The organism is Cytobacillus spongiae (assembly GCF_021390075.1).
The window spans coordinates 1,541,955-1,564,463 of record NZ_CP089997.1 but is presented as its reverse complement, the minus strand read 5'-3'; the positions used below and the strand labels follow the sequence as shown (position 1 = coordinate 1,564,463).

17 protein-coding genes are annotated in these 22,509 nt (G+C 39.1%); 3 read left to right on the top strand and 14 right to left on the bottom strand.

The window, feature by feature from the left end; all coding sequences use genetic code 11:
- Positions 1-127 precede the first annotated feature (127 nt).
- Positions 128-2,806 (bottom strand): calcium-translocating P-type ATPase, SERCA-type, encoded by a 2,679-nt coding sequence (locus tag LS684_RS07940; RefSeq protein WP_233811076.1) that lies wholly within the window; start codon positions 2,804-2,806, stop codon positions 128-130.
- A gap of 296 nt (positions 2,807-3,102) precedes the next feature.
- On the opposite strand from LS684_RS07940, the gene LS684_RS07935 reads away from it, so the two are divergent.
- Positions 3,103-4,815 carry an Rqc2 family fibronectin-binding protein gene (locus LS684_RS07935; RefSeq protein ID WP_233811075.1) on the top strand — a complete coding sequence of 571 codons (1,713 nt, stop codon included), beginning with the start codon at positions 3,103-3,105 and terminating at the stop codon, positions 4,813-4,815.
- Between the two features lie 317 nt (positions 4,816-5,132).
- Here LS684_RS07935 and LS684_RS07930 read toward each other — a convergent pair whose 3' ends face one another.
- The 3 genes from LS684_RS07930 to LS684_RS07920 all read right to left on the bottom strand — a co-directional run bounded on the left by LS684_RS07930 (position 5,133) and on the right by LS684_RS07920 (position 8,405).
- Positions 5,133-5,339: a zinc ribbon domain-containing protein gene (locus tag LS684_RS07930; protein WP_233811074.1), complete on the bottom strand. Its 207-nt coding sequence runs from the start codon at positions 5,337-5,339 to the stop codon at positions 5,133-5,135.
- A 73-nt stretch (positions 5,340-5,412) separates the two neighbouring features.
- Complete coding sequence (locus LS684_RS07925) at positions 5,413-6,978, bottom strand: sensor domain-containing diguanylate cyclase (RefSeq protein ID WP_233811073.1); 1,566 nt, start codon at positions 6,976-6,978, stop codon at positions 5,413-5,415.
- 188 nt (positions 6,979-7,166) lie between these two features.
- On the bottom strand, positions 7,167-8,405 hold the full coding sequence (locus tag LS684_RS07920; protein ID WP_233811072.1) for a helix-turn-helix domain-containing protein: 1,239 nt from the start codon (positions 8,403-8,405) through the stop codon (positions 7,167-7,169).
- A gap of 206 nt (positions 8,406-8,611) precedes the next feature.
- On the opposite strand from LS684_RS07920, the gene LS684_RS07915 reads away from it, so the two are divergent.
- Positions 8,612-8,983, top strand: a complete 372-nt coding sequence (locus LS684_RS07915; RefSeq protein ID WP_233811071.1) for a DUF485 domain-containing protein — start codon at positions 8,612-8,614, stop codon at positions 8,981-8,983.
- The gene (locus LS684_RS07910; RefSeq protein ID WP_233811070.1) at positions 8,983-10,545 is read left to right on the top strand and encodes a sodium/solute symporter; all 1,563 of its coding nucleotides are present in this window, start codon (positions 8,983-8,985) and stop codon (positions 10,543-10,545) included. Before LS684_RS07915 ends, LS684_RS07910 begins: the two co-directional genes overlap by 1 nt.
- Positions 10,546-10,677: 132 nt before the next feature.
- On the opposite strand, the gene pyrE is transcribed toward LS684_RS07910, so the two are convergent.
- The 10 genes from pyrE to pyrR form a co-directional block, all read right to left on the bottom strand.
- Positions 10,678-11,301 carry an orotate phosphoribosyltransferase gene (gene pyrE / locus LS684_RS07905; RefSeq protein WP_233811069.1) on the bottom strand — a complete coding sequence of 208 codons (624 nt, stop codon included), beginning with the start codon at positions 11,299-11,301 and terminating at the stop codon, positions 10,678-10,680.
- The gene (pyrF, locus tag LS684_RS07900) at positions 11,298-12,014 is read right to left on the bottom strand and encodes an orotidine-5'-phosphate decarboxylase (protein ID WP_233811068.1); all 717 of its coding nucleotides are present in this window, start codon (positions 12,012-12,014) and stop codon (positions 11,298-11,300) included. The genes pyrE and pyrF overlap by 4 nt, the downstream gene beginning before the upstream one ends.
- Positions 11,986-12,930 carry a dihydroorotate dehydrogenase gene (locus LS684_RS07895; RefSeq protein ID WP_233811067.1) on the bottom strand — a complete coding sequence of 315 codons (945 nt, stop codon included), beginning with the start codon at positions 12,928-12,930 and terminating at the stop codon, positions 11,986-11,988. The genes pyrF and LS684_RS07895 overlap by 29 nt, the downstream gene beginning before the upstream one ends.
- On the bottom strand, positions 12,927-13,706 hold the full coding sequence (locus LS684_RS07890; RefSeq protein WP_233811066.1) for a dihydroorotate dehydrogenase electron transfer subunit: 780 nt from the start codon (positions 13,704-13,706) through the stop codon (positions 12,927-12,929). Before LS684_RS07890 ends, LS684_RS07895 begins: the two co-directional genes overlap by 4 nt.
- Positions 13,703-16,915 (bottom strand): carbamoyl-phosphate synthase large subunit, encoded by a 3,213-nt coding sequence (carB, locus tag LS684_RS07885; RefSeq protein ID WP_233811065.1) that lies wholly within the window; start codon positions 16,913-16,915, stop codon positions 13,703-13,705. Before carB ends, LS684_RS07890 begins: the two co-directional genes overlap by 4 nt.
- A complete protein-coding gene (locus LS684_RS07880) occupies positions 16,894-18,000 on the bottom strand; it encodes a carbamoyl phosphate synthase small subunit (RefSeq protein WP_233811064.1) in 1,107 nt (368 codons plus the stop codon). Before LS684_RS07880 ends, carB begins: the two co-directional genes overlap by 22 nt.
- Positions 17,997-19,283: a dihydroorotase gene (gene pyrC, locus LS684_RS07875; protein ID WP_233811063.1), complete on the bottom strand. Its 1,287-nt coding sequence runs from the start codon at positions 19,281-19,283 to the stop codon at positions 17,997-17,999. Before pyrC ends, LS684_RS07880 begins: the two co-directional genes overlap by 4 nt.
- On the bottom strand, positions 19,246-20,184 hold the full coding sequence (locus LS684_RS07870) for an aspartate carbamoyltransferase catalytic subunit (RefSeq protein ID WP_233811062.1): 939 nt from the start codon (positions 20,182-20,184) through the stop codon (positions 19,246-19,248). Before LS684_RS07870 ends, pyrC begins: the two co-directional genes overlap by 38 nt.
- Before the next feature lie 163 nt (positions 20,185-20,347).
- Positions 20,348-21,643: a uracil-xanthine permease family protein gene (locus LS684_RS07865; RefSeq protein ID WP_284701590.1), complete on the bottom strand. Its 1,296-nt coding sequence runs from the start codon at positions 21,641-21,643 to the stop codon at positions 20,348-20,350.
- 147 nt (positions 21,644-21,790) lie between these two features.
- The gene (pyrR, locus tag LS684_RS07860; RefSeq protein WP_233811060.1) at positions 21,791-22,333 is read right to left on the bottom strand and encodes a bifunctional pyr operon transcriptional regulator/uracil phosphoribosyltransferase PyrR; all 543 of its coding nucleotides are present in this window, start codon (positions 22,331-22,333) and stop codon (positions 21,791-21,793) included.
- Positions 22,334-22,509 lie beyond the last annotated feature (176 nt).

The following is a 22,509-nucleotide window of genomic DNA, read 5'->3' as shown; positions in this document are numbered from 1 at the left end:
CGATCATAAGAAACATCTATATTTTTTGGATAATACAGCAAACTCGTTTCCATTTATTAAAAGGAAACAACTAAAAAGAAAAAGGTAATAGAGGCCAGCTCTACTACCTTTTGGATTATACCATATTTTATTTTGATTTTCTCGCGAAAAATGAACCTGCAAGTAAAAATGTTGGAACTGCTGATAATGCGGTAATCATTATCCAATCTTTTGCCGCTATAGAAACTGTATGGAAAATCGGTTGGATTGGCGGATAGTAGATTACTACGAACATAAGGAGCAATGACGAGAGTACCGCCCACACTAAATATTTATTCCCAAATGGGTTTCTAGATAATACAGAAACTTCACTTCGACAATCAAATACATGGATAAGCTGAGCCATAACAAGCGTAGCAAAAGCCACCGTCTGTGCATAAGCCAAATGGTCTGGATGTTGCCCATACGAGATCATAAAGGCGAATAAAGTAACTAATCCAATAAGAAAACCTCGTGATACGACCTTCCATCCTAATCCTCTAGCAAACACACCCTCTTTAGGGTTACGTGGTTTCCGCTTCATGACATCTTCCTCTGGCTGATCTAACCCTAAAGCCATGGCAGGTAATCCATCCGTAACTAAGTTCACCCAAAGAATCTGAATTGGAACTAATGGTAAAGGCAATGCCAGCAGCATTGCAAAAAGCATCACTAGAATCTCACCCACATTAGACGCTAATAAATACCGAATAAATTTGCGAATGTTTTCGTAAATATTTCGACCTTCCTGAATAGCAGACTTGATTGTAGCAAAATTATCGTCTAATAAGACGAGTGCTGATGCTTCTTTTGCAACGTCCGTACCTGTTATCCCCATAGCCACTCCAATATCTGCTGCTTTTATAGCAGGTGCATCGTTAACTCCGTCTCCTGTCATCGCTACAATATGCCCTCGGTTTTGTAGAGCTTTTACAATTTTCAGCTTATGTTCTGGAGATACCCTTGCAAACACACTCACATCTTCAACTACGTCTTCTAGCTCTTCAATGGATAACTCCTCAAGTGTTTTCCCGTCTAATACCTTACTATTGTTTGTTAATATTCCTAGTTGTTTCGCAATTGCTTTAGCAGTGATAACGTGATCACCCGTGATCATTACAGTTTTAATTCCCGCTTCTTTACACTCTTTCACTGCCTTTTTGACTTCTGGTCTAGGTGGATCTATCATACCTTGTAGGCCAATAAAGGTTAATTCCTTTTCCGCTTCTCTTTCATCAAGTAGGATTTGAGAGGTTGGTACTTCTCGAAATCCTATCGCGATGGTTCGGAGCGCATTGGATGCTAAACCATTAATGGCATTTTGTACTTCATCCCTTAATTCTCGGGACATATATTGACGTTTCCCATCCCATAGAATAGATTCGCTTAATCCCACAAGAACATCTGGCGCTCCTTTAGTTACAACAAATTGCTTCCCATTCGAATCTTTAACGATGACACTCATCATTTTTCTTGTTGAATCAAAGGGGAATTCCTTTACCATTTCAAATTGATTAAAGATTTTTTCTCTTGTATACCCTGCTTTCATAGCTGCTACTAATAAAGCCCCTTCTGTCGGATCCCCATCAATTACATACTCATTTTGTTTCTGTGAAATATCCGAATGGTTACACAGCATGCCAAACATAAGCATCTGCTGCAACGACTTATTTTGCTTGACGTCCACTTTTTGATCATTTCGATAAAAATGTCCCTGCGGTACATATCCAACACCGTCGACTCTATAGGTTGTTCCCCCGCTCCAAAGATGAGTAACTGTCATTTTGTTTTGAGTCATGGTTCCCGTTTTATCTGAGCAAATGACAGAAGCACATCCAAGTGTTTCTACAGCAGGTAATTTTCGAACAATTGCTTTCTTTTTAATCATTCGTTGAACACCCAGAGATAAAGCAACCGTTACAATCGCTGGTAATCCTTCTGGGATGGCTGCTACAGCAAGGGATACACCAGCTAAGAACATTGTATAAAGATCATGCCCTTGTATGACCCCAACAGCTACCACTAGAGCTGTAAGAAAAAGGGCTGCCGTGATTAATATTTTCCCTAACTGCTCTAATCTACGTTGCAATGGCGTCGTCATGGATTCAGCTTTCTGAAGTAAATCAGCGATTTGCCCCATTGCTGTCTTCATTCCAGTCGCCACTACTACACCAATTCCACTACCACGAGTAACCATTGTCCCCATAAATGCCATGTTTTCCAAATCGCCGATACTAGAATTTTGATCCTTTAATTGGCCAAACGATTTTTGCACCGGTACCGATTCGCCTGTAAGGGCAGATTCTTCAATTTCCAAGCTGCTTACTTCAATTAATCGAACGTCTGCTCCAATCCGATCGCCACTGGCGAATTTTAGTACATCACCTACTACAACTTCTTTAGATGGGATTTTAACCCATTTTCCATCTCTTAATACTTGTACTTGTGGTGCGGACAGCTCTTTTAGAGCCTGCAACGATTTTTCTGCTTTTCTTTCTTGAAAAAATCCTAGAAATCCATTGATGATTACAATTGCTATAATGGCAATTGCATCGATATATTCTCCCAATAAGCCAGATATGAATGTCGCTGCTAATAATACAAGCACCATAAAATCCTTGAACTGACTAAAAAATAAGAGTATAGCAGATTGTTTTTCTCCCTCTGCTAACTCATTATACCCTTGCTTCTTTATTCTTTCCTTTGCATCTTTGTCGGACAAGCCCGCCGTAAAGTCCGTATTTAATGCTTTTTCCACTTCTCTTCCTTCCATTTCATGGAACTTCATCCGGCCATCTCACTTCCTCCTTCTAATTTCAACGGTAGCACAGCAAAGAGACGAGCCCTAACTCTTCTATAGGCTGAGTTTCCAGTTGTCCACCCCATCTAAAGAAAGCTTATTCAGACTCGTCCCAAAAAATGCTATGATAATGAAGAAAACAAAAGTGCTACGTCATGTAGAGGTTTTTACCAATCTATTTATATGAATTACTTCCAAAGAATCAGCTTTTATTTACGTAACTTTATACAAATGAACGAAAAAGCTATACAATAGAACAAATTATATTGAAAAGGATGTTCCATATGTCATACGATGGGTTATTTACTAAAGCGATGGTGGACGAGCTTTCATCCGCTTTAAAGGGTGGAAGAATTAATAAAGTTCAACAGCCTTTTAAAAATGAATTGGTATTAGTGATTCGAGCAAATGGAAAAAACCATAAATTACTCTTATCCGCGCATCCCAGCTACTCAAGGGTGCACCTAACAAAGGAAACTTACGAAAACCCGAGCGAGCCACCTATGTTCTGCATGCTGCTTAGAAAGCATCTTGAAGGCTTTATTCTTGAGGATATCTCGCAGGTCGGACTCGACCGAATGATTATGATTGATGTAAAAGGTAGAAATGAAATTGGTGACTTATCTTATAAACGCTTAATCATTGAAATTATGGGACGACATAGTAATATCATCTTGATTGACAAAGAAAAAAACATGATTTTAGATAGCATTAAGCATGTATCTTATGCTTTGAATAGTCATCGGGCCATTTTACCAGGACAAACCTATATCCTTCCACCACAGCAAAATAAGAGCAATCCATTTGAAGCTTCTTCAGAAGATGTTTTAAGGAAGGTTGACTTTAATGCTGGGAAGATTGATAAGCAATTAGTTGAGCAGTTTGCGGGGATTTCTCCTCTATTTGCTAAAGAAATTATTTTTCAAGCAGGAATGGTCAACCGTACCACTTTACCTAATACTTTCTTGTCACTGATACATATCATTAAGATGAATAATCTTACACCTTCAATCACAGCTTCAAATAAAGAAGCATTTTATTTACTTCCTTTGACGCATATGGAGGGAACGCATAAGCAATATTCTTCTCTTAGTGAGATGCTAGACCGCTATTATTTTGGTAAGGCGGAAAGAGATAGGGTAAAGCAGCAAGCAAATGATTTAGAACGTTTTCTAATAAACGAGAAAGAAAAAAATGAAAAAAAGATCCTAAAGCTTCAAAATACATTGAAGGAAGCGAAGGATGCTAATAAATACCAATTGTTTGGAGAATTAATAACTGCCAATATTTATGCCATTGAAAAAGGAATGAAGGCAGTTGAAGTCATGAACTATTATGACGAAAACCAAGCAATGATGACCATTCCTTTAGACGAGCGGAAAACACCCTCAGAAAATGCGCAGAAATTTTTCACTAAATACCAGAAAGCAAAAAACGCTTTAAAAGTGGTTCAGGAACAAATTGAAAAAGCAGCTGATGAATTAGCCTATTTTGAAGGACTCATTCAGCAAATGGAGGTTGCTTCAACAAAGGATATTGAGGAAATTCGTGAGGAGTTAGTTGAGGGAAGCTACATTAAGGATCGACAAAAAAAGCATAAAAAAAAGCCAAACAGTAAACCACAGGTAGATTCCTTCTTTGCAACAGATGGTACTGAGATTCTCGTAGGTAAAAATAATAAACAAAATGACTACTTAACGCATAAACTGGCAAGCAGGGACGAGATATGGCTCCACACGAAAGATATTCCCGGTTCACATGTGGTCATCCGAAGCAAAGAGCCTGAAGAAGCAACAATTTTAGAAGCGGCTAGTTTAGCTGCTTATTATAGTAAAGCAAGAAGTTCAAGCTCTGTTCCAGTTGATTTCACGAAAATTCGTTATGTAAAAAAGCCAAGTGGATCCAAGCCCGGCTACGTTATTTATGACAACCAACAAACGGTCTATGTTACGCCAGACGAAGAATTGATTTTGACATTGAGTCAACCGAAATCATAAATACAAATGGATTAGGAAGAATGAAGTATATCCCATTGAAAGCGGATAGCGTACTTCAACTTTTCCCCACAACAAAACAAATAGCGCAAGTGCCTTGGTCATCTTAGGCAAGTAAACCATTATAGAAATAAAATGTGTTCTTTTGCCTCCCATTCTAAATTAGCTTATGACCTCGAGAGGCTACGCTCTGGTGCTTAAGGTTGAAGCGCATAGCCACACCATTGATATATTTTAATAGGAAGTTCAAAGGGACCGAGCAAATCATCTCGGTCCCTTTTTTCAACAACCTGAACATAGCGTTGTACCTTCTATTTTCGTTATCCACCAAAGAAAAAGTCCAATACATTTCCAGCAGTTGAAGATTCTTTACTATAAAACTCTGAATACCCACATTTTTTACAGGATACTACGAGAAATTTATTATTCTGGATATCTAATAATTTGGATATACCCGAACCTGTCATTGCCACTTCCTTTTGAGCTGCATCCCTGCTTCCACATTTTATACATCCTTGATTATTCATAGGCTTTCTCCCTTCTAACATTCTAATACTACTTCATACGATTTACACGATAAAAGGTTTCAATCGTTTCCATCTAACCAGAATATTTGGTAGTACGATTTCTACCAGTCTTCTTAGAATCATATAATGCATCATCCGCTTGTTTTATCAGCTTTTCAGCATGGATGTCTTCACCATTATAAGTAGTCACTCCAAGTGATACTGTAATCTTACTACCTGTAGGATTTGGTGTTAACTCTATTTTCTTCCTCACAGCTTCTGCTAATTCGAAGGATTGATCGATAGTAGAATTTTTCATGAGAATCACAAACTCTTCCCCACCGTAGCGGAAGCAATTGTCCTCATCTCTAACAATATCCTTTACTAGAAATGAAAAATGCTTAAGGACATCGTCTCCCATCACATGCCCAAACGTATCATTCACCTGTTTAAAATGATCGATGTCAAACATAATCATTGAAAATGGAGACTTCTCCATTAACCATCTGCTCAACACTTCATCAAAATTCTTACGATTCCTTAAGCCCGTTAATCCATCAATTTTTATTCGGCTATCAAGCAATTGAAAATAATTATCCACTTGGTGATAAAGCTCACGTATTTCATAAATACTCGATTGAAGATGGAGCTGTTTATTTAATGGAATACAATGATGTTTCGTTGATGCAACCTCGGAGTAATGCGCTAATTCATTTAATGGTTGAGATATTTTTCTTGCTAATATTCCTGCTAACACTAAAATAAGAAGCAATAATGGTAGCGATTGAAAGGCCATTTTCCTTTGAAGCTTCATTAGAGGTGTTTCAATCACTTCTTTTGGTGTTTGCGACACAATTCCCCAGCCTGTTTGTTCTACAGGTGCATAGCCAGCTAAGTAATGATCTCCTTTTGAGTTCGTCACTTCAGTTGCTCCGGCCTTCCCTGCTACTAGGGATTGAACTACTTTATTTTCTATTACGTTTTCATTTAATCGGCTTATTTTCGGATGAAAGATGATTTGGCCATTCGTATCTACAACATAAACATATGACCCGTTATAATACTCATGGTTGTTAAGTGTTTCCTTTAAAACATTTTTACTTTCTAAATAGATGGTTCCCCCAATCACTCCTGAAAAATTTCCCTCGCTAGTATAAATTGGAGATGATATGAGGACAATCAACTGTCCTGAAGTGGCACGATATGGCTCAGAAATAAATGGTTTTTTCATTTTAAGAGCCTTCTTAAAGGTGTCAGATTTTGCTTGTACCCCCGCTTGAACAATTACTCCATCATTGTATTGAACTTTTTTGGGACTAATCGTTTGAATAACCCCAGAATGATCCGTAATAAAGATTGAATTAAAATACTCTTTATTAGCGGAAAGCCATATATCTAACTCCCGTTGATCCATTCCATGATAACCTGTAATCATTCCCAAAGCATTTATGTTTTCTTGCATGTGATTTAATAGATCTGAAGTACTTAATGATAACTTTTTGGCGTAATTATAATTATTTTCAAGATAGTTGGCTGTGAGAGTTTCCTTTTGAGCCTTTAATGAAGTGTACCAGTTCACAGAAATACTAGTTATTACAGCAAAAATTATTAATAAATTGATTGCAATATATAATTTAATTGATCGTTGTCTAAATTTCATTCTCATCACTCCCTCAGAAAACACAATTACTACTATTTACATTAATTTTACCTATTTATCATACTAAATAGCAGTACTATTTTCCTATTAATTTTTACAAATTATCGAAAAATAGAAATTGTTTTCAATTATTGATGTTGAAATGAAATCAAACCGCGGCCATTTACTATATATATGATTCCTTTCTTTTATTTAAATATAATTTCTTCTGTCGCACGATATTCTCGAGGGGATAAACTAACATATTTCTTAAACGTCCCGCTAAAATAATTTGGAGTATTGTAACCTAGTTCTTCTGCAATCCACTCAATTGTGTGGTCTGTATGACGCAATAGCCAAACAGCACGTTGCATACGGACGAACGTAACATATTCAACAAAATTTCTTCCAGTCTCTTGTTTGAAAATTCTACTAAAGTAAGGAACACTTAAGTTAATTTGATCTGCCACCTTTTTAATCGATAAGTCATCTGTACAGTTCCTTGAAATGAAATCTGTACAAATTTGGATTTGGGGATCCTTCGAAATTTCTTCAAAATAGCGAAGTTGTAGCCGATCATAAGGAGAAGTTCGTCTAGCCTTACATGCCTCCTTATAGGAACGATGTAAAAGAAGCGGTTCACGATAAACAGTCCCAACTCCGATATATAATTGGATGCCATACGTTTCTTCCAATGCTTGAATCGTATCCAATATTCTATTTTCCGCTTCGTTCCAGTACTTTAGTGATTCAAATTCAGGAGGAACCTGCAGAAGCATTAATAAATGCTTGCGGTACGAAAGAAACGACAGATGACAATCTTGAAAGCGACTTCTAAAATCGTTTTGGATGATGATAGGAGCACTCCAGCCTTCCTTTTCTCTCTTTGTCGGAGAATGAACAAACCCTTGGATAAAACAAATTACATTTGGAACAGCATCACCTGGCAGGAAGAATCTAGACTGGAGAATTTCTTCTTCTGTTGATACTTCTCCTGATAATAATCGACGAAAAAAAGCTTCTTGAAATGGCAATGGATTTCGCTCTACATTTTGTTCTTGATCAATTTGCTTAAATAATTCATCGTAGTCAATTGACCCTTCACTAGTTGTCAATTCGCTTATGGCCCGCTTAAGCGTTCGAATAAATGTATGCTTCTTGACTGATTTAACCAGTAAGTGAGTTAACTTGAATTCCAAAGCAAGCGGTGAAGTATATAGTAAAGCAGGATCAAGTAGGGGAATAATCCTACATTCCAAATGTTGTTTTCGAAATCTATGTATTTTTACCCAGTCCATCCATTTTGTCACTTCTATGACAACAATATTTAAATTTTGATCTACTTTTCCTTCAACTAATATACAACTATCCATAAATTCCTCTAAAACCCATTGCGAAAGCATGTCATATTCAAATGCATCTTCTACTAAAAGGCTAATTGAATACAAATTCCCCTTTCCCCCTGTCTTTTGAAAGCTCTTTCTTATACAAATTATAGTATAAAAATTAGATTATATTAAATATTTGTATTTTTCTGATAATTAATTGTAAGGTATTGCCACCTGTAATAAAGTACAATCAATTTACAATCCTTTGCCGAGCTAAAAGGAGGGAAATCTTTCGGCAAATAGCAAAATAGTAAAAGGGGGACTTGATGATGGCGGGAGAGTATAGTGAGTACGATTATGTGGAAGCAGACACGATTGATGTGAGTGAACTTAAACCACTAGATGCTGAAACCAAATCAATTATGAAAAGTGAATTTAGTACAGGGATCAAACTTACGGTATTTTATTATATTTTTATACTTGCCATTCCGATATTAAATTGGTTCGCTAGTGAATTTATGTTTTCGAGAATGTGGGGCGGCATGACGTATAGTTGGTTTTTAACTAGTATTGTAGCTATGGCAATGGCATTTGTCATCGCATTTATTCATACAGCTCTTTATGAAAAACGCTTACAGAATAAGCAAGCAGATACCAATCAAACAACAAGTTCTGCTGACGAAAGGAGCATTATGTAATGGCTATTCTTGAACCCAAAATGCTGTTAACAATCCTACTTATGGGGACAATTGTCTATATTACGTACTTATCGAAACGTAATGCCACAGCTTCTGACTATTTCGTTGGTGGTAGAAGCTTCGGCTGGTTTACTAACGGATCTGCGATCGGGGGAGATTATTTAAGTGCTGCCACTTTCCTTGGGATTGCGGGCCTAACTTATCAACTCGGCTATGATGGAGCATATTATGCATTCTGTTTCTCAATTGGGTTGACATTATTAGCTATTTTCGTCGCTGGTCCATTACGTCGTTTTGGCGCATATACAGTTGCAGACTTTTTGGCTTATCGTTTTCATAGTAAAAGAGCACGGCTTGCTGCAGTTGCTGTCGTACTTGCCATCTCAGGCTTTTATGCTGCACCACAATTACTTGGAGCTGCACAAATCTTAAGTATGTTCTTTGGTACGAGCTACGAATTTGGAATTATTTTTACATGCTCTGTCATGATATTCTATGTTGGTGTAGGGGGGATGAAAGGAACAACTCTCAACCAAGCGCTCGAACTTTGGATTCGTCTTGGAGCATTCGTCCTTATGGTAGGAGCTGCAATCTATGGAGGACTACATTATCAAGAGATTCTCGCATCTATTAATGAATTCAAAGGAACCATTACAGGTACTGCTGATTTTTCAGTAGATGGTAAGGACATTCCATTTGATGGATCCGTCTGGACTGGAACAGGTAATTATTTCCCTTCATTTTGGCAAACAATCTCAATGACTATAGGTCTTTCCCTTGGTACGATTGGGCTTCCGCATATTCTTCTGCGATTCTATACAAATCCGAGTGCAAGAGCAGCACGTAAGTCCGCTCTTATGGCCATCGGGATTGCTAGTGTATTCTTTTTCTTCGCTGTTTATCTAGGAGTAGTAGGACGTTCGATTTTCTTAAGTGGGAATGCTGACCCGGGAGTCATGAAAGATCTCATTGCAGGTGGAAACAATATGGTGATCCCTTCTACAGCCCAAGCACTAGGTGGAGAATGGCTTCTTGGTCTAGTTATTGCAGGTGCATTCGCGGCCGTATTCTCGAATTTATCAGGATTATTTATTGCAAGCTCTGGAGCATTAGCACATGATTTATATGCATCCTTCTTCCACAAAAATATCTCTCAAAAACAGCGGGTAATCGCTGGAAAAGTTTCGATTGTCTTTCTTGGAATCTTATATGGTGCTCTTGGTCTTATGGTAAAAGAAGCATCCATTGGTCATCTAGTTGCATTAGCATTTACAGTTGCAGCTAGTACGTTCACACCTGTATTCATATTAGGAATTTGGTGGAGAGGAATGACAGAAAAAGGCGCAATTGCAGGTCTCGTCTTAGGGCTTCTTTCTTCCATGTATATGATATTCTTTAAAACGACACTTCCAGAATTCCTACAATTTAATGTTCCTGGGTTAATTACTGTACCGATCGGGTTCCTTTCTGTCTACATTGTCTCAAAACTTGATCGCAAAGTTCCTTCCGATGTGAATGAATTCATGAAAAAAGTTCACTCAAAGGAATCAGAAGCAGCATAGAAATGCGGTAATTCAGCCTTATACAGGAACGAATATTCATTCTCTAAGCTCTCTTATATTCATTCAAAAAAGCTAAAGACCTCTACGAGTTCATTCGAGAAGGTCTTTAGCTCTTTCTATATTTCCTACTATTTATTTGCCCCAAATCGCAGGATCTTGCTTCCACCTAAGAAGGCTGGTTTGATCGTCTTGTGTAATGTATCCTTTATTCTGTGCTACATCAATTAACGTAGTAAAGTCGGATAATGAATAGGCTTCAATATTTGCATCTTGTAACAGCTCTTTTCCTTTTGCCAGCTCGTAAGTAAAGATGGAGACAACCCCGAGTACTTCACACCCCGCTTGTCGTAAAGCTTCTACCGCCGTAATGACACTTCCACCTGTCGAGATTAAGTCTTCAACCACAACGACCTTTTGTCCCGAGAGTACTTTTCCTTCAATTTGATTTCCTTTTCCATGGCCCTTCGGCTTTGAGCGTACATAGCTCATCGGTAGTTCTAATAGTTCGCTTACCCAAGCAGCATGAGGAATTCCTGCAGTCGCTGTACCAGCTATCATTTCAACTTGTGGAAATTTTAATTGAACTACCTCTGTTAGTCCCCTGGCGATTTCCTTCCGAACACTTGGAAAAGAAAGGGTTAAGCGATTATCACAGTAGATCGGTGATTTCATGCCAGATGACCATGTAAACGGGTTATTCGGCTGTAAGGATACAGCTTTAATCTCTAGTAATCTTTCTGCAATTAGTCGTTTCATTTGCGAACCCCTTCCCACTCTCTTTTGAATAAATGATAGCTTTTAAGCGGATCATCCGAACGTGTGATGGAACGGCCAACAACGATTGCCGAAACGCCTGATTCTTTGGCAAGTCCCGGAGTTGCAACCCGCTTTTGATCTGCTAGTTGATCTTCCTGTAATCGAATACCTGGTGTAACGGTAAGAAATTCGCTACCTATTTGGCTTGTTATTAATCCTGCTTCATGTGAGGAACAGACCACTCCATCAAGCCCTGCAGCTTGTGCAAGTTTAGCATAATGAAGAACTGAGTCATTTAATGAAACATTGATAAGCTGTTCTTTCTTCATTTGCTCATCTGAGGTACTTGTTAATTGGGTAACTGCTATGCATGCAGGTCTCTTTTCCCCTGGAAGAGTGCCTTCTTCTAGCCCTTCAAGAGCAGCTTGCATCATTTCTTTCCCGCCAGCCGCATGAACATTTACTAGATCGCAACCTAGTTTTGCTAGTCCTCTCATAGCACTTTTCACTGTATTTGGGATGTCATGAAGCTTTAAATCTAGGAAAATTTGATGTTCTTTTTCTTTTAACTCTTTGATGATGGAAGGCCCCTCTTGATAGAATAGCTCCATCCCAACTTTGACAAATAATTTCTCTTCATGAAAATGGGACAAAAATTGATGGACCTCCTGTTTATTTGAAAAATCAAGGGCGATAATGAGCGAGTTTTTCATGTTTGTTCCAGCTCCTTCCAATGCACTCTGAGATATGGGCATAGCCTAACTGATCAAGTAGCTCTGGAAGCTCCTCAATAATTTTCGGGCAAATAAAAGGATCTACAAAGTTTGCTGTTCCAACAGCCACACTACTAGCACCTGCATAAAGATATTCAATTACATCTTCAGCTGATTGAATCCCGCCCATTCCAATAATCGGAAGAGAGACATGTTGACTGACTTCTTGAATCATTCGAATGGCTACTGGTTTTATAGCTGGACCAGATAATCCACCTGTTCCATTCGCCAGTATTGGCTTCGCAGTCTTTAGATCTATCCTCATCCCAAGGAGTGTATTGATCATCGTTAAACCGTCTGCCCCGCCATCTTCTACTGCCTTTGCCATTTCCACTATGTTCGTAACATTAGGTGAGAGTTTCACGTAGACCGGAACTTCTGATACTTCCTTCACTTTTTTGGTTAAGGTTTTTGCTACTTCTGGAATTGTTCCAAAAGCAATTCCCCCTGTTTTCACATTTGGGCAAGATATATTAAGTTCAAGTGCATGGACATTAGGTGCTTTAGAGATTTCTTTTGCGACCTCTACATAATCCTCTTCTAAAGAGCCTGCCACATTCGCAATAATTGGTACATTGTATTGCTGCAGCCATGGAAGCTCCTCATTTTTCACTTTTTCAAGTCCTGGATTTTGGAGCCCAATTGCATTTAACATTCCAGCAGAAGTTTCCGCAACTCTTGGTGTAGGATTTCCAAATCGTGGTTCTAATGTGGTTGCTTTTATCATAATAGCTCCAAGTGTGCTCAAATCGTAAAGTTCACTAAATTCTCTTCCAAAGCCAAAGCAGCCAGAAGCAGGCATGATTGGATTTTTCAACTGAAGACCTGGAAGCTCCATTGTTAATCGATTATTCATAGCACTACCTCCCCCACTCTAAATACTGGACCATCACTACATACTTTTTTATAGCTATATCCATTTGGGTCATCTCCTGTATGACAAACACAAGCAAAGCATGCTCCAATTCCGCATCCCATTCGTTCTTCGAGGGATAAATATGCTTTTCGATCATGGTAGCTTGCTTCTAACGCTTTTAACATAGGGGTTGGACCACATGAATATAAAACATCGAATTGTAGATTTTTCTCTGCTATCACATTCGTTACAAATCCAGTCGTTCCATGCGTTCCATCTACTGTTGCAACATATGTTTCACCTAGCTGTGAGAACTTCGCTTCATAAAATACCACTTCACTTGTTTGAAAGCCTAGTACATGGATGACCCGGACCCCTTTTTGCGTCAATTGCTGGGAAAGTTCATATAATGGCGGAACACCGATACCACCTCCAACAAGTAGGGCTGTTTCTCCTTCGTTTGCTGCTTGGATGGGAAAACCATTCCCTAGTGGTCCAAGGACATCCACTAATTCTCCTTCACGCTTTTGAGAGAGATACGTTGTCCCGCGTCCTTCTTGACGATAGATCATCGTAAATTGATTTGCTTCTTTGTTAATTTGCGCAATGCTTATGGGTCTTCTTAATAACGGGTCCATCCCATCTCCAACTTTTAGATGGACAAATTGACCTGGTTCACTCATTTCGCTTACAAGCTCACCTTGAAGGGTGAGCTCGTATATTGATTCGGCTATTTGTTTTTGTGATACGACCTGACATTGTTCATTTTTAATCATGATAAGATCGCCTCGCGTGATTCCACCATACTGTTCATTGATTCAGCTGAAAAGTTCATAGATTCAATGACGCGCAGGATTGCTTCTGCTGTATCAAGAGATGTTAAGCATGGAACCCCGTTTTCAACCGATTCTCTTCGTATTCTAAAACCATCACGAGCTGGTTGCTTACCTTTTGTCAATGTATTGATCACAAATTGTGCTTCACCATTTCGAATCACATCGAGAAGGGTTGGACCATCTGATCCGATTTTATCGACAACCTTTACTGGAATTCCTGCAGCTTCTAAAAACTCTGCAGTTCCGCTCGTTGCCATTAATTGATAACCAATTGAAACAAATCGTTTCGCAATCGCTAACGCTTCATCTTTATCTTTATCTGCTACCGTTAATAAGGCTGTTCCATATTCTTTTATATTGACACCTGAAGCAAGCAACCCTTTGTAAAGAGCCTTTTCAAGGGTAGTATCTTTCCCCATCACTTCTCCAGTCGATTTCATTTCTGGGCCTAAAGTAATATCCACTCTTCTTAGTTTAGCGAATGAGAACACAGGTACTTTTACATAAACACCCGTCTTCTCAGCGACAAGCCCTGATTGATAACCTTGTTCTTTTAATGAATGGCCAAGAATAACTTTTGTTGCTATTTTCGCCATTGGAACTTGTGTAATTTTGCTTAAGAATGGAACTGTTCGGCTAGATCTTGGGTTTACTTCTAGAACAAAAACTTCTTCTTTTGAAACAACGTATTGAATATTAAGGAGACCGATAATATTGAGACCCTTTGCTAACCTCTGTGTATAATCGATTAGCTGTTCCTTTACCGAATCTGAGATACTTTGTGGAGGGTAAACCGCAATCGAATCTCCTGAATGGACTCCAGCTCGTTCAATATGCTCCATGATTCCTGGTATCACCACATTTTCGCCATCAGAAATGGCATCCACTTCAATTTCTTTCCCTGTTAAATAACGGTCAATTAATACTGGGTGTTCAGGATTTACCTTAACGGCATTTTTCATATAATGGAGAAGTTCATCTTCTTTATAGACAATCTCCATTGCTCTTCCTCCTAAAACATAGGAAGGACGAACGAGTACAGGATATCCAATTCCACTAGCAATAGTAACAGCTTCTTCTACTGATAATGCTGTTTTTCCTTTTGGTTGTGGAACTCCAAGCTCTTGTAACGCTTGCTCGAACTTATCACGGTTCTCTGCTCGATCTAGATCTTCAAGGGATGTTCCGAGAATTTTGACCCCTCTCTCAACTAATTTTGCTGCTAGATTAATAGCTGTCTGACCACCAAATTGAACGACTACTCCCTCAGGCTTTTCAAGATCGATAATATGCATAACATCTTCAATAGTAAGTGGCTCAAAGTATAGTTTATCGGAGATACTGAAATCCGTTGAAACCGTCTCAGGATTGTTATTTATGATAATCGCTTCATATCCCGCCTCTTTAATGGCCCATACTGAATGAACGGTCGCATAGTCGAATTCAACTCCTTGACCAATCCGAATAGGTCCTGAGCCTAACACAACTACACTCTTTCGATCTGTTACTACCGATTCATTCTCCTCTTCATATGTCCCATAATAGTAAGGTGTTTCAGACTCGAATTCAGCTGCGCAAGTATCAACCATTTTATACACTGGAACAATACCTTCCTCAACTCTCCAGCGGTAGACTTCCTCTTCCGAACTGTTCCATAAGGATGCAATGACGCAATCAGCAAAGCCCATTTCCTTTGCTTTCTTCCCTGCATCTAGTTGATATGGCTGAAGAGTAAGTTCCTTTTCAAATTGAACGATTTTCTCCATTTTATTTAAGAAGAATAGATCAATTTTACTCCATTCATGAATGGTAGTAATTGTAATACCTCGACGAAGAGCTTCACCAATGTAGAAAAGTCTTTCATCCCCTGCTTTACGAATGCGTTTTTCTAAAAGGGCATCATCAATTTCATCTGCATTATTTAATGATAAATGAAACACATTTGCTTCCAAGGAACGTACCGCTTTTAACAAGGATTCTTCAAAAGTACGACCAATTGCCATAACTTCTCCTGTCGCTTTCATCTGTGTTCCTAATGAACGATTGGCTGATTCAAATTTATCAAATGGCCAGCGTGGAATTTTCGATACGATATAGTCTAGTGCTGGCTCAAATGAAGCATACGTTTTGCCTGTTACCGGGTTCATCATTTCATCTAGTGTAAGTCCAACAGCAATCTTAGCAGCAAGCTTGGCAATTGGATAACCCGTTGCTTTTGATGCTAATGCTGAGGATCGGCTTACACGTGGATTAACCTCAATAATATAGTAGGTAAAGCTATCCGGATCTAATGCTAGCTGCACGTTACAGCCACCTTCGATTTGAAGAGCACGGATAATTTTCAGAGACGTATTCCGTAATAATTGATACTCCCGATCACTTAAGGTTTGACTTGGTGCGACCACAATTGAATCTCCAGTATGCACGCCAACTGGATCAATATTTTCCATATTACAGACGACAATGGCATTGTCATTCGAATCGCGCATCACTTCGTATTCAATTTCCTTGAATCCAGCAATACTCTTTTCTAGTAGGCATTGTGTAACCGGGCTATTCTTTAAGCCACTTGTTACGAACTCAATAAGCTCCTCTTCATCATGACAAATGCCTCCGCCTGTTCCACCTAACGTAAATGCAGGACGAACAATTACAGGATAGCCAACGCGATCAATAAATTGATATGCCTCTTGAAGATTATGAATAATATCGCTTTCTGGCACGGGTTCACCTAGTTCTGCCATTAAGCTTCTAAAGAGATCCCGATCTTCTGCTTTTTCAATTGCAGAAAGCTTTGTTCCTAATATTTCAACATCACATTCATCTAAGACACCGGACTTCGCTAGTTCAACGGCTAGGTTCAGACCTGTTTGTCCCCCAAGTGTTGGAACAAGGGCATCCGGTCTTTCTTTGCGAATGATTCGACTGACAAATTCTAATGTTAGCGGTTCAATATAAACTGCATCTGCTATTTCAGTGTCTGTCATAATGGTAGCTGGATTCGAGTTTACAAGGATCACTCGATAACCCTCTTCTTTTAATGCAATACATGCTTGTGTACCTGCATAATCAAACTCCGCAGCTTGCCCAATAACGATTGGTCCAGATCCAATTACTAAAATACTCTTTATATCTGTACGTTTTGGCATAATTCAGCACCCTCCGATTTCTCCGCTTCAATCATGTCTAAAAAGCGATCAAATAAATAGTTTGCATCTTCCGGTCCAGGCGATGCTTCTGGATGGTACTGGACAGTAAACGCGGGTACTTCTTTATGCTTTAACCCCTCGATTGTCCCATCATTCAAGGCAATATGTGTAACTTCTAGTTGCGTACCCTCAATTGAATCATCTTCTACTGTATACCCATGGTTCTGAGATGTAATAGCTACTTTGCCTGTTGCTAAATCCTTCACAGGGTGATTGGAGCCACGATGACCGAATTTCATTTTCTCCGTGTTTGCACCGCATGCTAAAGCAAAAAGTTGGTGTCCAAGACAGATTCCAAATAACGGTACTTTCCCTAAGATGCCTTTAATCATTTCAATTGCTTCTGGAACATCTTTTGGATCCCCAGGACCATTAGAGAGCATAACACCATCAGGACTTAAGCTAATAATTTCTTCAGCTGTTGTGTGGTATGGAACGACGATGACATCACAATTCCTTTTATTTAACTCTCGTAATATTCCATGCTTCATTCCAAAATCGACAAGAACGACACGACTCCCACGGCCTGGGCTTGGATATGGGGTTTTTGTTGACACCTGTTTCACCTGATCGTTACGCAGTTGAGTAGCTCTTAGCTTTTCAATAACTGTATCCACATCTTCTTCCATTCCACAGATTGCCCCTTTAAGGGTGCCGTATTTCCGGATAATTCTTGTTAATTTTCTAGTGTCAATCCCAGCAATCCCAGGAATATTCTTCATTTGAAAGTATTCTTGAATGGATAATTCATTACGCCAGTTCGAGGGAAAATCGGCAGCTTCTTTTACAATAAACCCTTGAATAGCTGGTGTAATCGATTCGAAATCATCACGATTAATCCCATAATTTCCAATTAACGGATATGTTAACGTAACGATTTGGCCGCAATAAGATGGATCAGATAGGATTTCTTGATATCCTGTCATCCCTGTATTAAAGACAACCTCTCCAATCGTATTCGTATCACTCCCAAATCCTGTACCTACTAATACAGTTCCATCCTCAAGTATTAATTGCTTTTTCATGCTTTTACACTTCCTTTACTCCAAACTATATTCCCATTAACCATTGTGACTACCGGCCAGCCTTTACATTTCCAGCCTGCAAATGGTGTGTTCTTTCCTTTCGATGAAAAGGTCGCTGGATCAATTTCACTTTCATTGTTCAGGTCAATTAACACTAGGTCAGCAGCCTCTCCTTCTGATAAACTTCCAGATGACAGCTTAAAGGTTTCTGAAGGCTTGATTGTTAAGAAATCGACGAGTTGCTTTAATGTGATTACATTTTTTTCAACGAGGTTTGTATATAACAGTGGAAAAGCTGTTTCTAAACCAACGATTCCAAATGGAGCAAACTGCATTCCTTCTGCTTTTTCTTCAGCAGTGTGGGGAGCATGATCGGTAGCAATAAAGTCTATTGTTCCGTCCAGCAACCCTTCTAATAATGCCTCTTTATCTTTGCTCCCTCTTAGTGGAGGATTCATCTTATAATTCGAATCTAATCCAGGAATGTCATCTTCACATAATAGTAAATGATGTGGTGTTACTTCTGCTGTGACTTTAATTCCTGCACGCTTAGCATCTCTAACAACCCTGACAGATTCCTTAGTGCTAATGTGACATACATGATAATGACAGTCTGTAGCTTCTGCAAGAAGGACATCCCTTGCGATATGTACAGATTCACAAACTGATGGAATTCCATTTAACCCATGCTCTTGAGAAAATTCCCCTTCATGAACTGAGCCTTTATTAATTAATGTGTTTTCTTCACAATGTGCAACGATTGGCATTTGAAGCTTTGCTGCCTCTTTCATCGCAGCAAGCATCATGGCTGCAGATTGAACACCCACACCATCATCTGTATAGGCAAAAGCTCCGGCTTTCTTTAGTTCTTCGAAGTTCGTAAGCTCTTGACCTAGTTCTCTCACAGTAATCGAAGCATACGGCAACACGTTCACCACTGCCGTTTCTTTAATTCGGCTTTGAAGGTTTTCCAATTGCTCCTTTGAATCGGGAACTGGTCGAGTATTTGGCATAGCTGCTACGGTTGTAAAACCGCCTTTTGCCGCGGCCAGCGTGCCCGTTGCGATCGTTTCCTTTTTCTCTCCACCAGGTTCTCTTAGATGAACATGCAGGTCTACAAATCCAGGAGATACAAGCAAGCCTTCGGCGTCGATTGTATGCCCTGCGCCTATTTGAAGATCCTTTCCTAATTCTTTAATCACTCCATCTTCAATCAGAATATCGATTATCTCAATACTTCCTTTATTAGTAAGACGCTGTGCATTTTTGATGAGTGTTGACATGTTCAGTTCCTCCCTCATTAGAATTAAGTGATCTTGTTAATACAGCCATACGAACATACACACCATTTTCCATTTGCTTGAATATGCGTGAACGCTCGCACTCTACTAAAATATCTGCGATTTCAACGTTGCGATTAACAGGTGCTGGATGCATGATAATACTCGATTTTTTCATCGATCTTTCTCTTTCAACAGTTAAGCCATATGCTTGGTGATAATCGTCTATTCTTCTTCCTAAGTGCTTCTCGTGTCGTTCATGTTGTATCCGAAGGAGCATCACTACATCCGAACTTTGAATGGCCTGATCAATGATCTCATATTGCCCATTTTGAAGCAGTGAATCATCAAACCATTCTGGTGGTCCTGAGAATACTACTTCCGCCCCTAAGCGAACGAGAGCATCCGCATTCGATCTTGCCACACGGCTATGACGAATATCACCAATAATGGCTACCTTTAATCCGGTAAAGTGTCCAAACTCTTGTTTAATGGTTAGAAGATCTAGTAAGGATTGTGTTGGATGATTTCCACACCCATCACCAGCATTTAGGATAGGGATGGCTGTTTTTCCAACAAGCTGATCAAAATAGCGATCCTCATCATGCCTAATAACAACTGCATTCACCCCTACTGACTCAAGTGTTCGAATCGTATCATAAAGCGTTTCTCCCTTTAACACACTTGACGTTTGAACTTCAAATGGAATAACATCTAGCCCTAACTTTCTTTCTGCAACCTCAAAGCTACACTTCGTTCGCGTACTTGCTTCGAAAAATAAGTTTGCAACAAATGTTTGTTGATTGGGTTTCCACTGTTCTCCTTTTGAAAACCGTTCCGCATCTGCTAAAATGGCATGAATCTCATTGGTCGTTAGTTCATTTGTAGTTAGTAAGTGTTTCATCCTAGATTTTCCTCCCTTGTAAAAAAAGCACCCTGTCCAAGTGGATCAGGGTGCTAGAAAACAAGCCAGTCGGATAGGTAGATAGACATCTTGTATACTCTACGCTATTCGCTAACATGATCTCACCCTTACAAACCTCTCTGGATTTAATTAAAAGGTGTTACTATGCAATTTCATTTTTCTCTTCATAATCAACGATTTCACTGTTTTTATCTCGACCTGGAAGAATGATGTTAAGGAACACACCTACGATTGCTGCGAGTGCCATTCCTTCAATTTTAAATGCCTCTGTCACTTCCAATGCCGCTCCGCCGATTCCAAGAACTAATATAACGGATGAGATAACTAAATTTCGGTTGTTGCCCATATCGATTTTATTATCAACAAGCATTCTTAAACCGCTTGAAGCAATGATTCCGAATAATAAGATGGATATTCCCCCAAGTACAGCTGTTGGAATCGTTTGAATAAATGCCATTGCTTTACCGAAGAAGGAGAAGAAGATCGCAATGACTGCTGCTCCGAAAATAACATATATCGAGTACACCTTCGTGATTGCAAGAACTCCAATATTTTCACCGTAAGTTGTTTTAGGAGGACCTCCGATAAGCGCACTAACAAATGTTCCTAGCCCATCGGCTAAAATGGAGCGATGTAAGCCAGGGTCCTTAATATAATTTCGATTCACAACTCTACCTAATACTAATTGGTGACCAATATGCTCTGATATAGTAACTAACACAATCGGAACCATCGCTAGTAAAATTGATGAAGTTATTCTAAACTCATAGTCCACACCCGGGATAAGAAAGTCTGGCAATGCAAACCAGTCCGCTTTTTTAACCGGTGCTAAGTCGACAATCCCTACAATCATTGAATAAATATAACCTGCTACCAAACCTAGTAGGATAGGCATTGCACTTAAAATGTTTTTAAAGTAGACAGTAAAGATAATGGCTGTAAACATCGTAACAAGTGCTGCGGTGAAATGAAGGAAGTTATATTCCCCATTCACATTCATTGCCATGTCAACTGCTACACCAGATAAGCCTAGGCCAATTACCATGATAACTGGTGCTACTACAATTGGTGGGAGAAGATTCATAATCCATTTATAACCTGTCTTCCAAATGATGAGTGACACAATTCCATAGGTAACCCCAACTGCAAGTGCTCCTAGCATTGCATTCCCTGGATCCTTACCTCCATTTGAAGCTATGATAATCGGTGCGATGAATGCAAAGGATGATCCTAAATACGCTGGGACCTTAAATTGAGTAATGAATAAGAAGATGATTGTTGCAATACCACTCGTTAAAAGAGCAATCGCTGGGCTTAACCCTACTAGCTTTGGAACTAAAATAGTTGCTCCAAACATAGCAAACATATGTTGAAAGCTTAGCGTAATCATTTGTGATGCTGTTGGTTTTTCATTAATATCTAGAATTGGTTTATTCATCATGTTTCTCCCTCTATATTTTGTTTTTTCTTTATCTAATAAAAAACCCTCTTTGTGCATTTGAGACACAAAGAGGGTAAGGAAGGACACATTTGTCCGTCTATTCCCCCTTTGTTAGCCTCTCTGGACTACTTTTAAAAAGGGTAGCTATTTTTCATGTATACTTACGCGATCTTCTTCATCTACTTCAGATAATTCCACTACAATCTTTTCTGAACCAGATGTAGGTATGTTCTTACCTACATAATCAGCTCGAATCGGTAATTCTCTGTGGCCTCTGTCTACTAAGACAGCCAGTTGAATGGAAGCCGGGCGGCCAATATCTACTAGCGCATCCATTGCAGCACGAACAGTTCGACCAGTATATAGTACATCATCAATTAATATAACTTTTTGATTGTTAATATCTGTTGAGATGTCTGATCCTTTTACTAGGGGCTCTTCATTCTTTGTTTTCCGAGTAAGATCATCTCTGTATAGGGTAATATCAAGTTCACCTACAGCTATTCTCTTACCTTCAATCTGTTGGATTCGCTCTGCTAACCGATTGGCTAAATAAATTCCACGAGTACGTATTCCTACTAGGATGCATTCTTCGATCCCTTTATTTTTCTCGATAATTTCATGGGCAATTCTTGTTAACGCCCTGCGAATTGCTTGTTCGTCTAACACTACAGCTTTTTGCGTCATTTCTCTCACCCTTTCAATTCGATCGTACGAAACGGGGTATTAAAAAACCCTCTCACCGCTATGGTGAGAGGGCATACGAATACCTAAATAATATTAGGCCATTGCCTAATGATCCGTTTCCTTCTCAGTCTCACGGGACTGTCTTTAAAGGACTTATTTAACTAAACTAATTTTAA

Coding starts and splice junctions, on each gene's coding strand:
- LS684_RS07940 (WP_233811076.1), bottom strand. CDS start 2,806: ATGAAGTTCCATGAAATGGAAGGAAGAGAAGTGGAAAAAGCATTAAAT.
- LS684_RS07935 (WP_233811075.1), top strand. CDS start 3,103: ATGTCATACGATGGGTTATTTACTAAAGCGATGGTGGACGAGCTTTCA.
- LS684_RS07930 (WP_233811074.1), bottom strand. CDS start 5,339: ATGAATAATCAAGGATGTATAAAATGTGGAAGCAGGGATGCAGCTCAA.
- LS684_RS07925 (WP_233811073.1), bottom strand. CDS start 6,978: ATGAAATTTAGACAACGATCAATTAAATTATATATTGCAATCAATTTA.
- LS684_RS07915 (WP_233811071.1), top strand. CDS start 8,612: ATGATGGCGGGAGAGTATAGTGAGTACGATTATGTGGAAGCAGACACG.
- LS684_RS07910 (WP_233811070.1), top strand. CDS start 8,983: ATGGCTATTCTTGAACCCAAAATGCTGTTAACAATCCTACTTATGGGG.
- pyrE (WP_233811069.1), bottom strand. CDS start 11,301: ATGAAACGACTAATTGCAGAAAGATTACTAGAGATTAAAGCTGTATCC.
- pyrF (WP_233811068.1), bottom strand. CDS start 12,014: ATGAAAAACTCGCTCATTATCGCCCTTGATTTTTCAAATAAACAGGAG.
- LS684_RS07895 (WP_233811067.1), bottom strand. CDS start 12,930: ATGAATAATCGATTAACAATGGAGCTTCCAGGTCTTCAGTTGAAAAAT.
- LS684_RS07890 (WP_233811066.1), bottom strand. CDS start 13,706: ATGATTAAAAATGAACAATGTCAGGTCGTATCACAAAAACAAATAGCC.
- carB (WP_233811065.1), bottom strand. CDS start 16,915: ATGCCAAAACGTACAGATATAAAGAGTATTTTAGTAATTGGATCTGGA.
- LS684_RS07880 (WP_233811064.1), bottom strand. CDS start 18,000: ATGAAAAAGCAATTAATACTTGAGGATGGAACTGTATTAGTAGGTACA.
- pyrC (WP_233811063.1), bottom strand. CDS start 19,283: ATGTCAACACTCATCAAAAATGCACAGCGTCTTACTAATAAAGGAAGT.
- LS684_RS07870 (WP_233811062.1), bottom strand. CDS start 20,184: ATGAAACACTTACTAACTACAAATGAACTAACGACCAATGAGATTCAT.
- LS684_RS07865 (WP_284701590.1), bottom strand. CDS start 21,643: ATGAATAAACCAATTCTAGATATTAATGAAAAACCAACAGCATCACAA.
- pyrR (WP_233811060.1), bottom strand. CDS start 22,333: ATGACGCAAAAAGCTGTAGTGTTAGACGAACAAGCAATTCGCAGGGCG.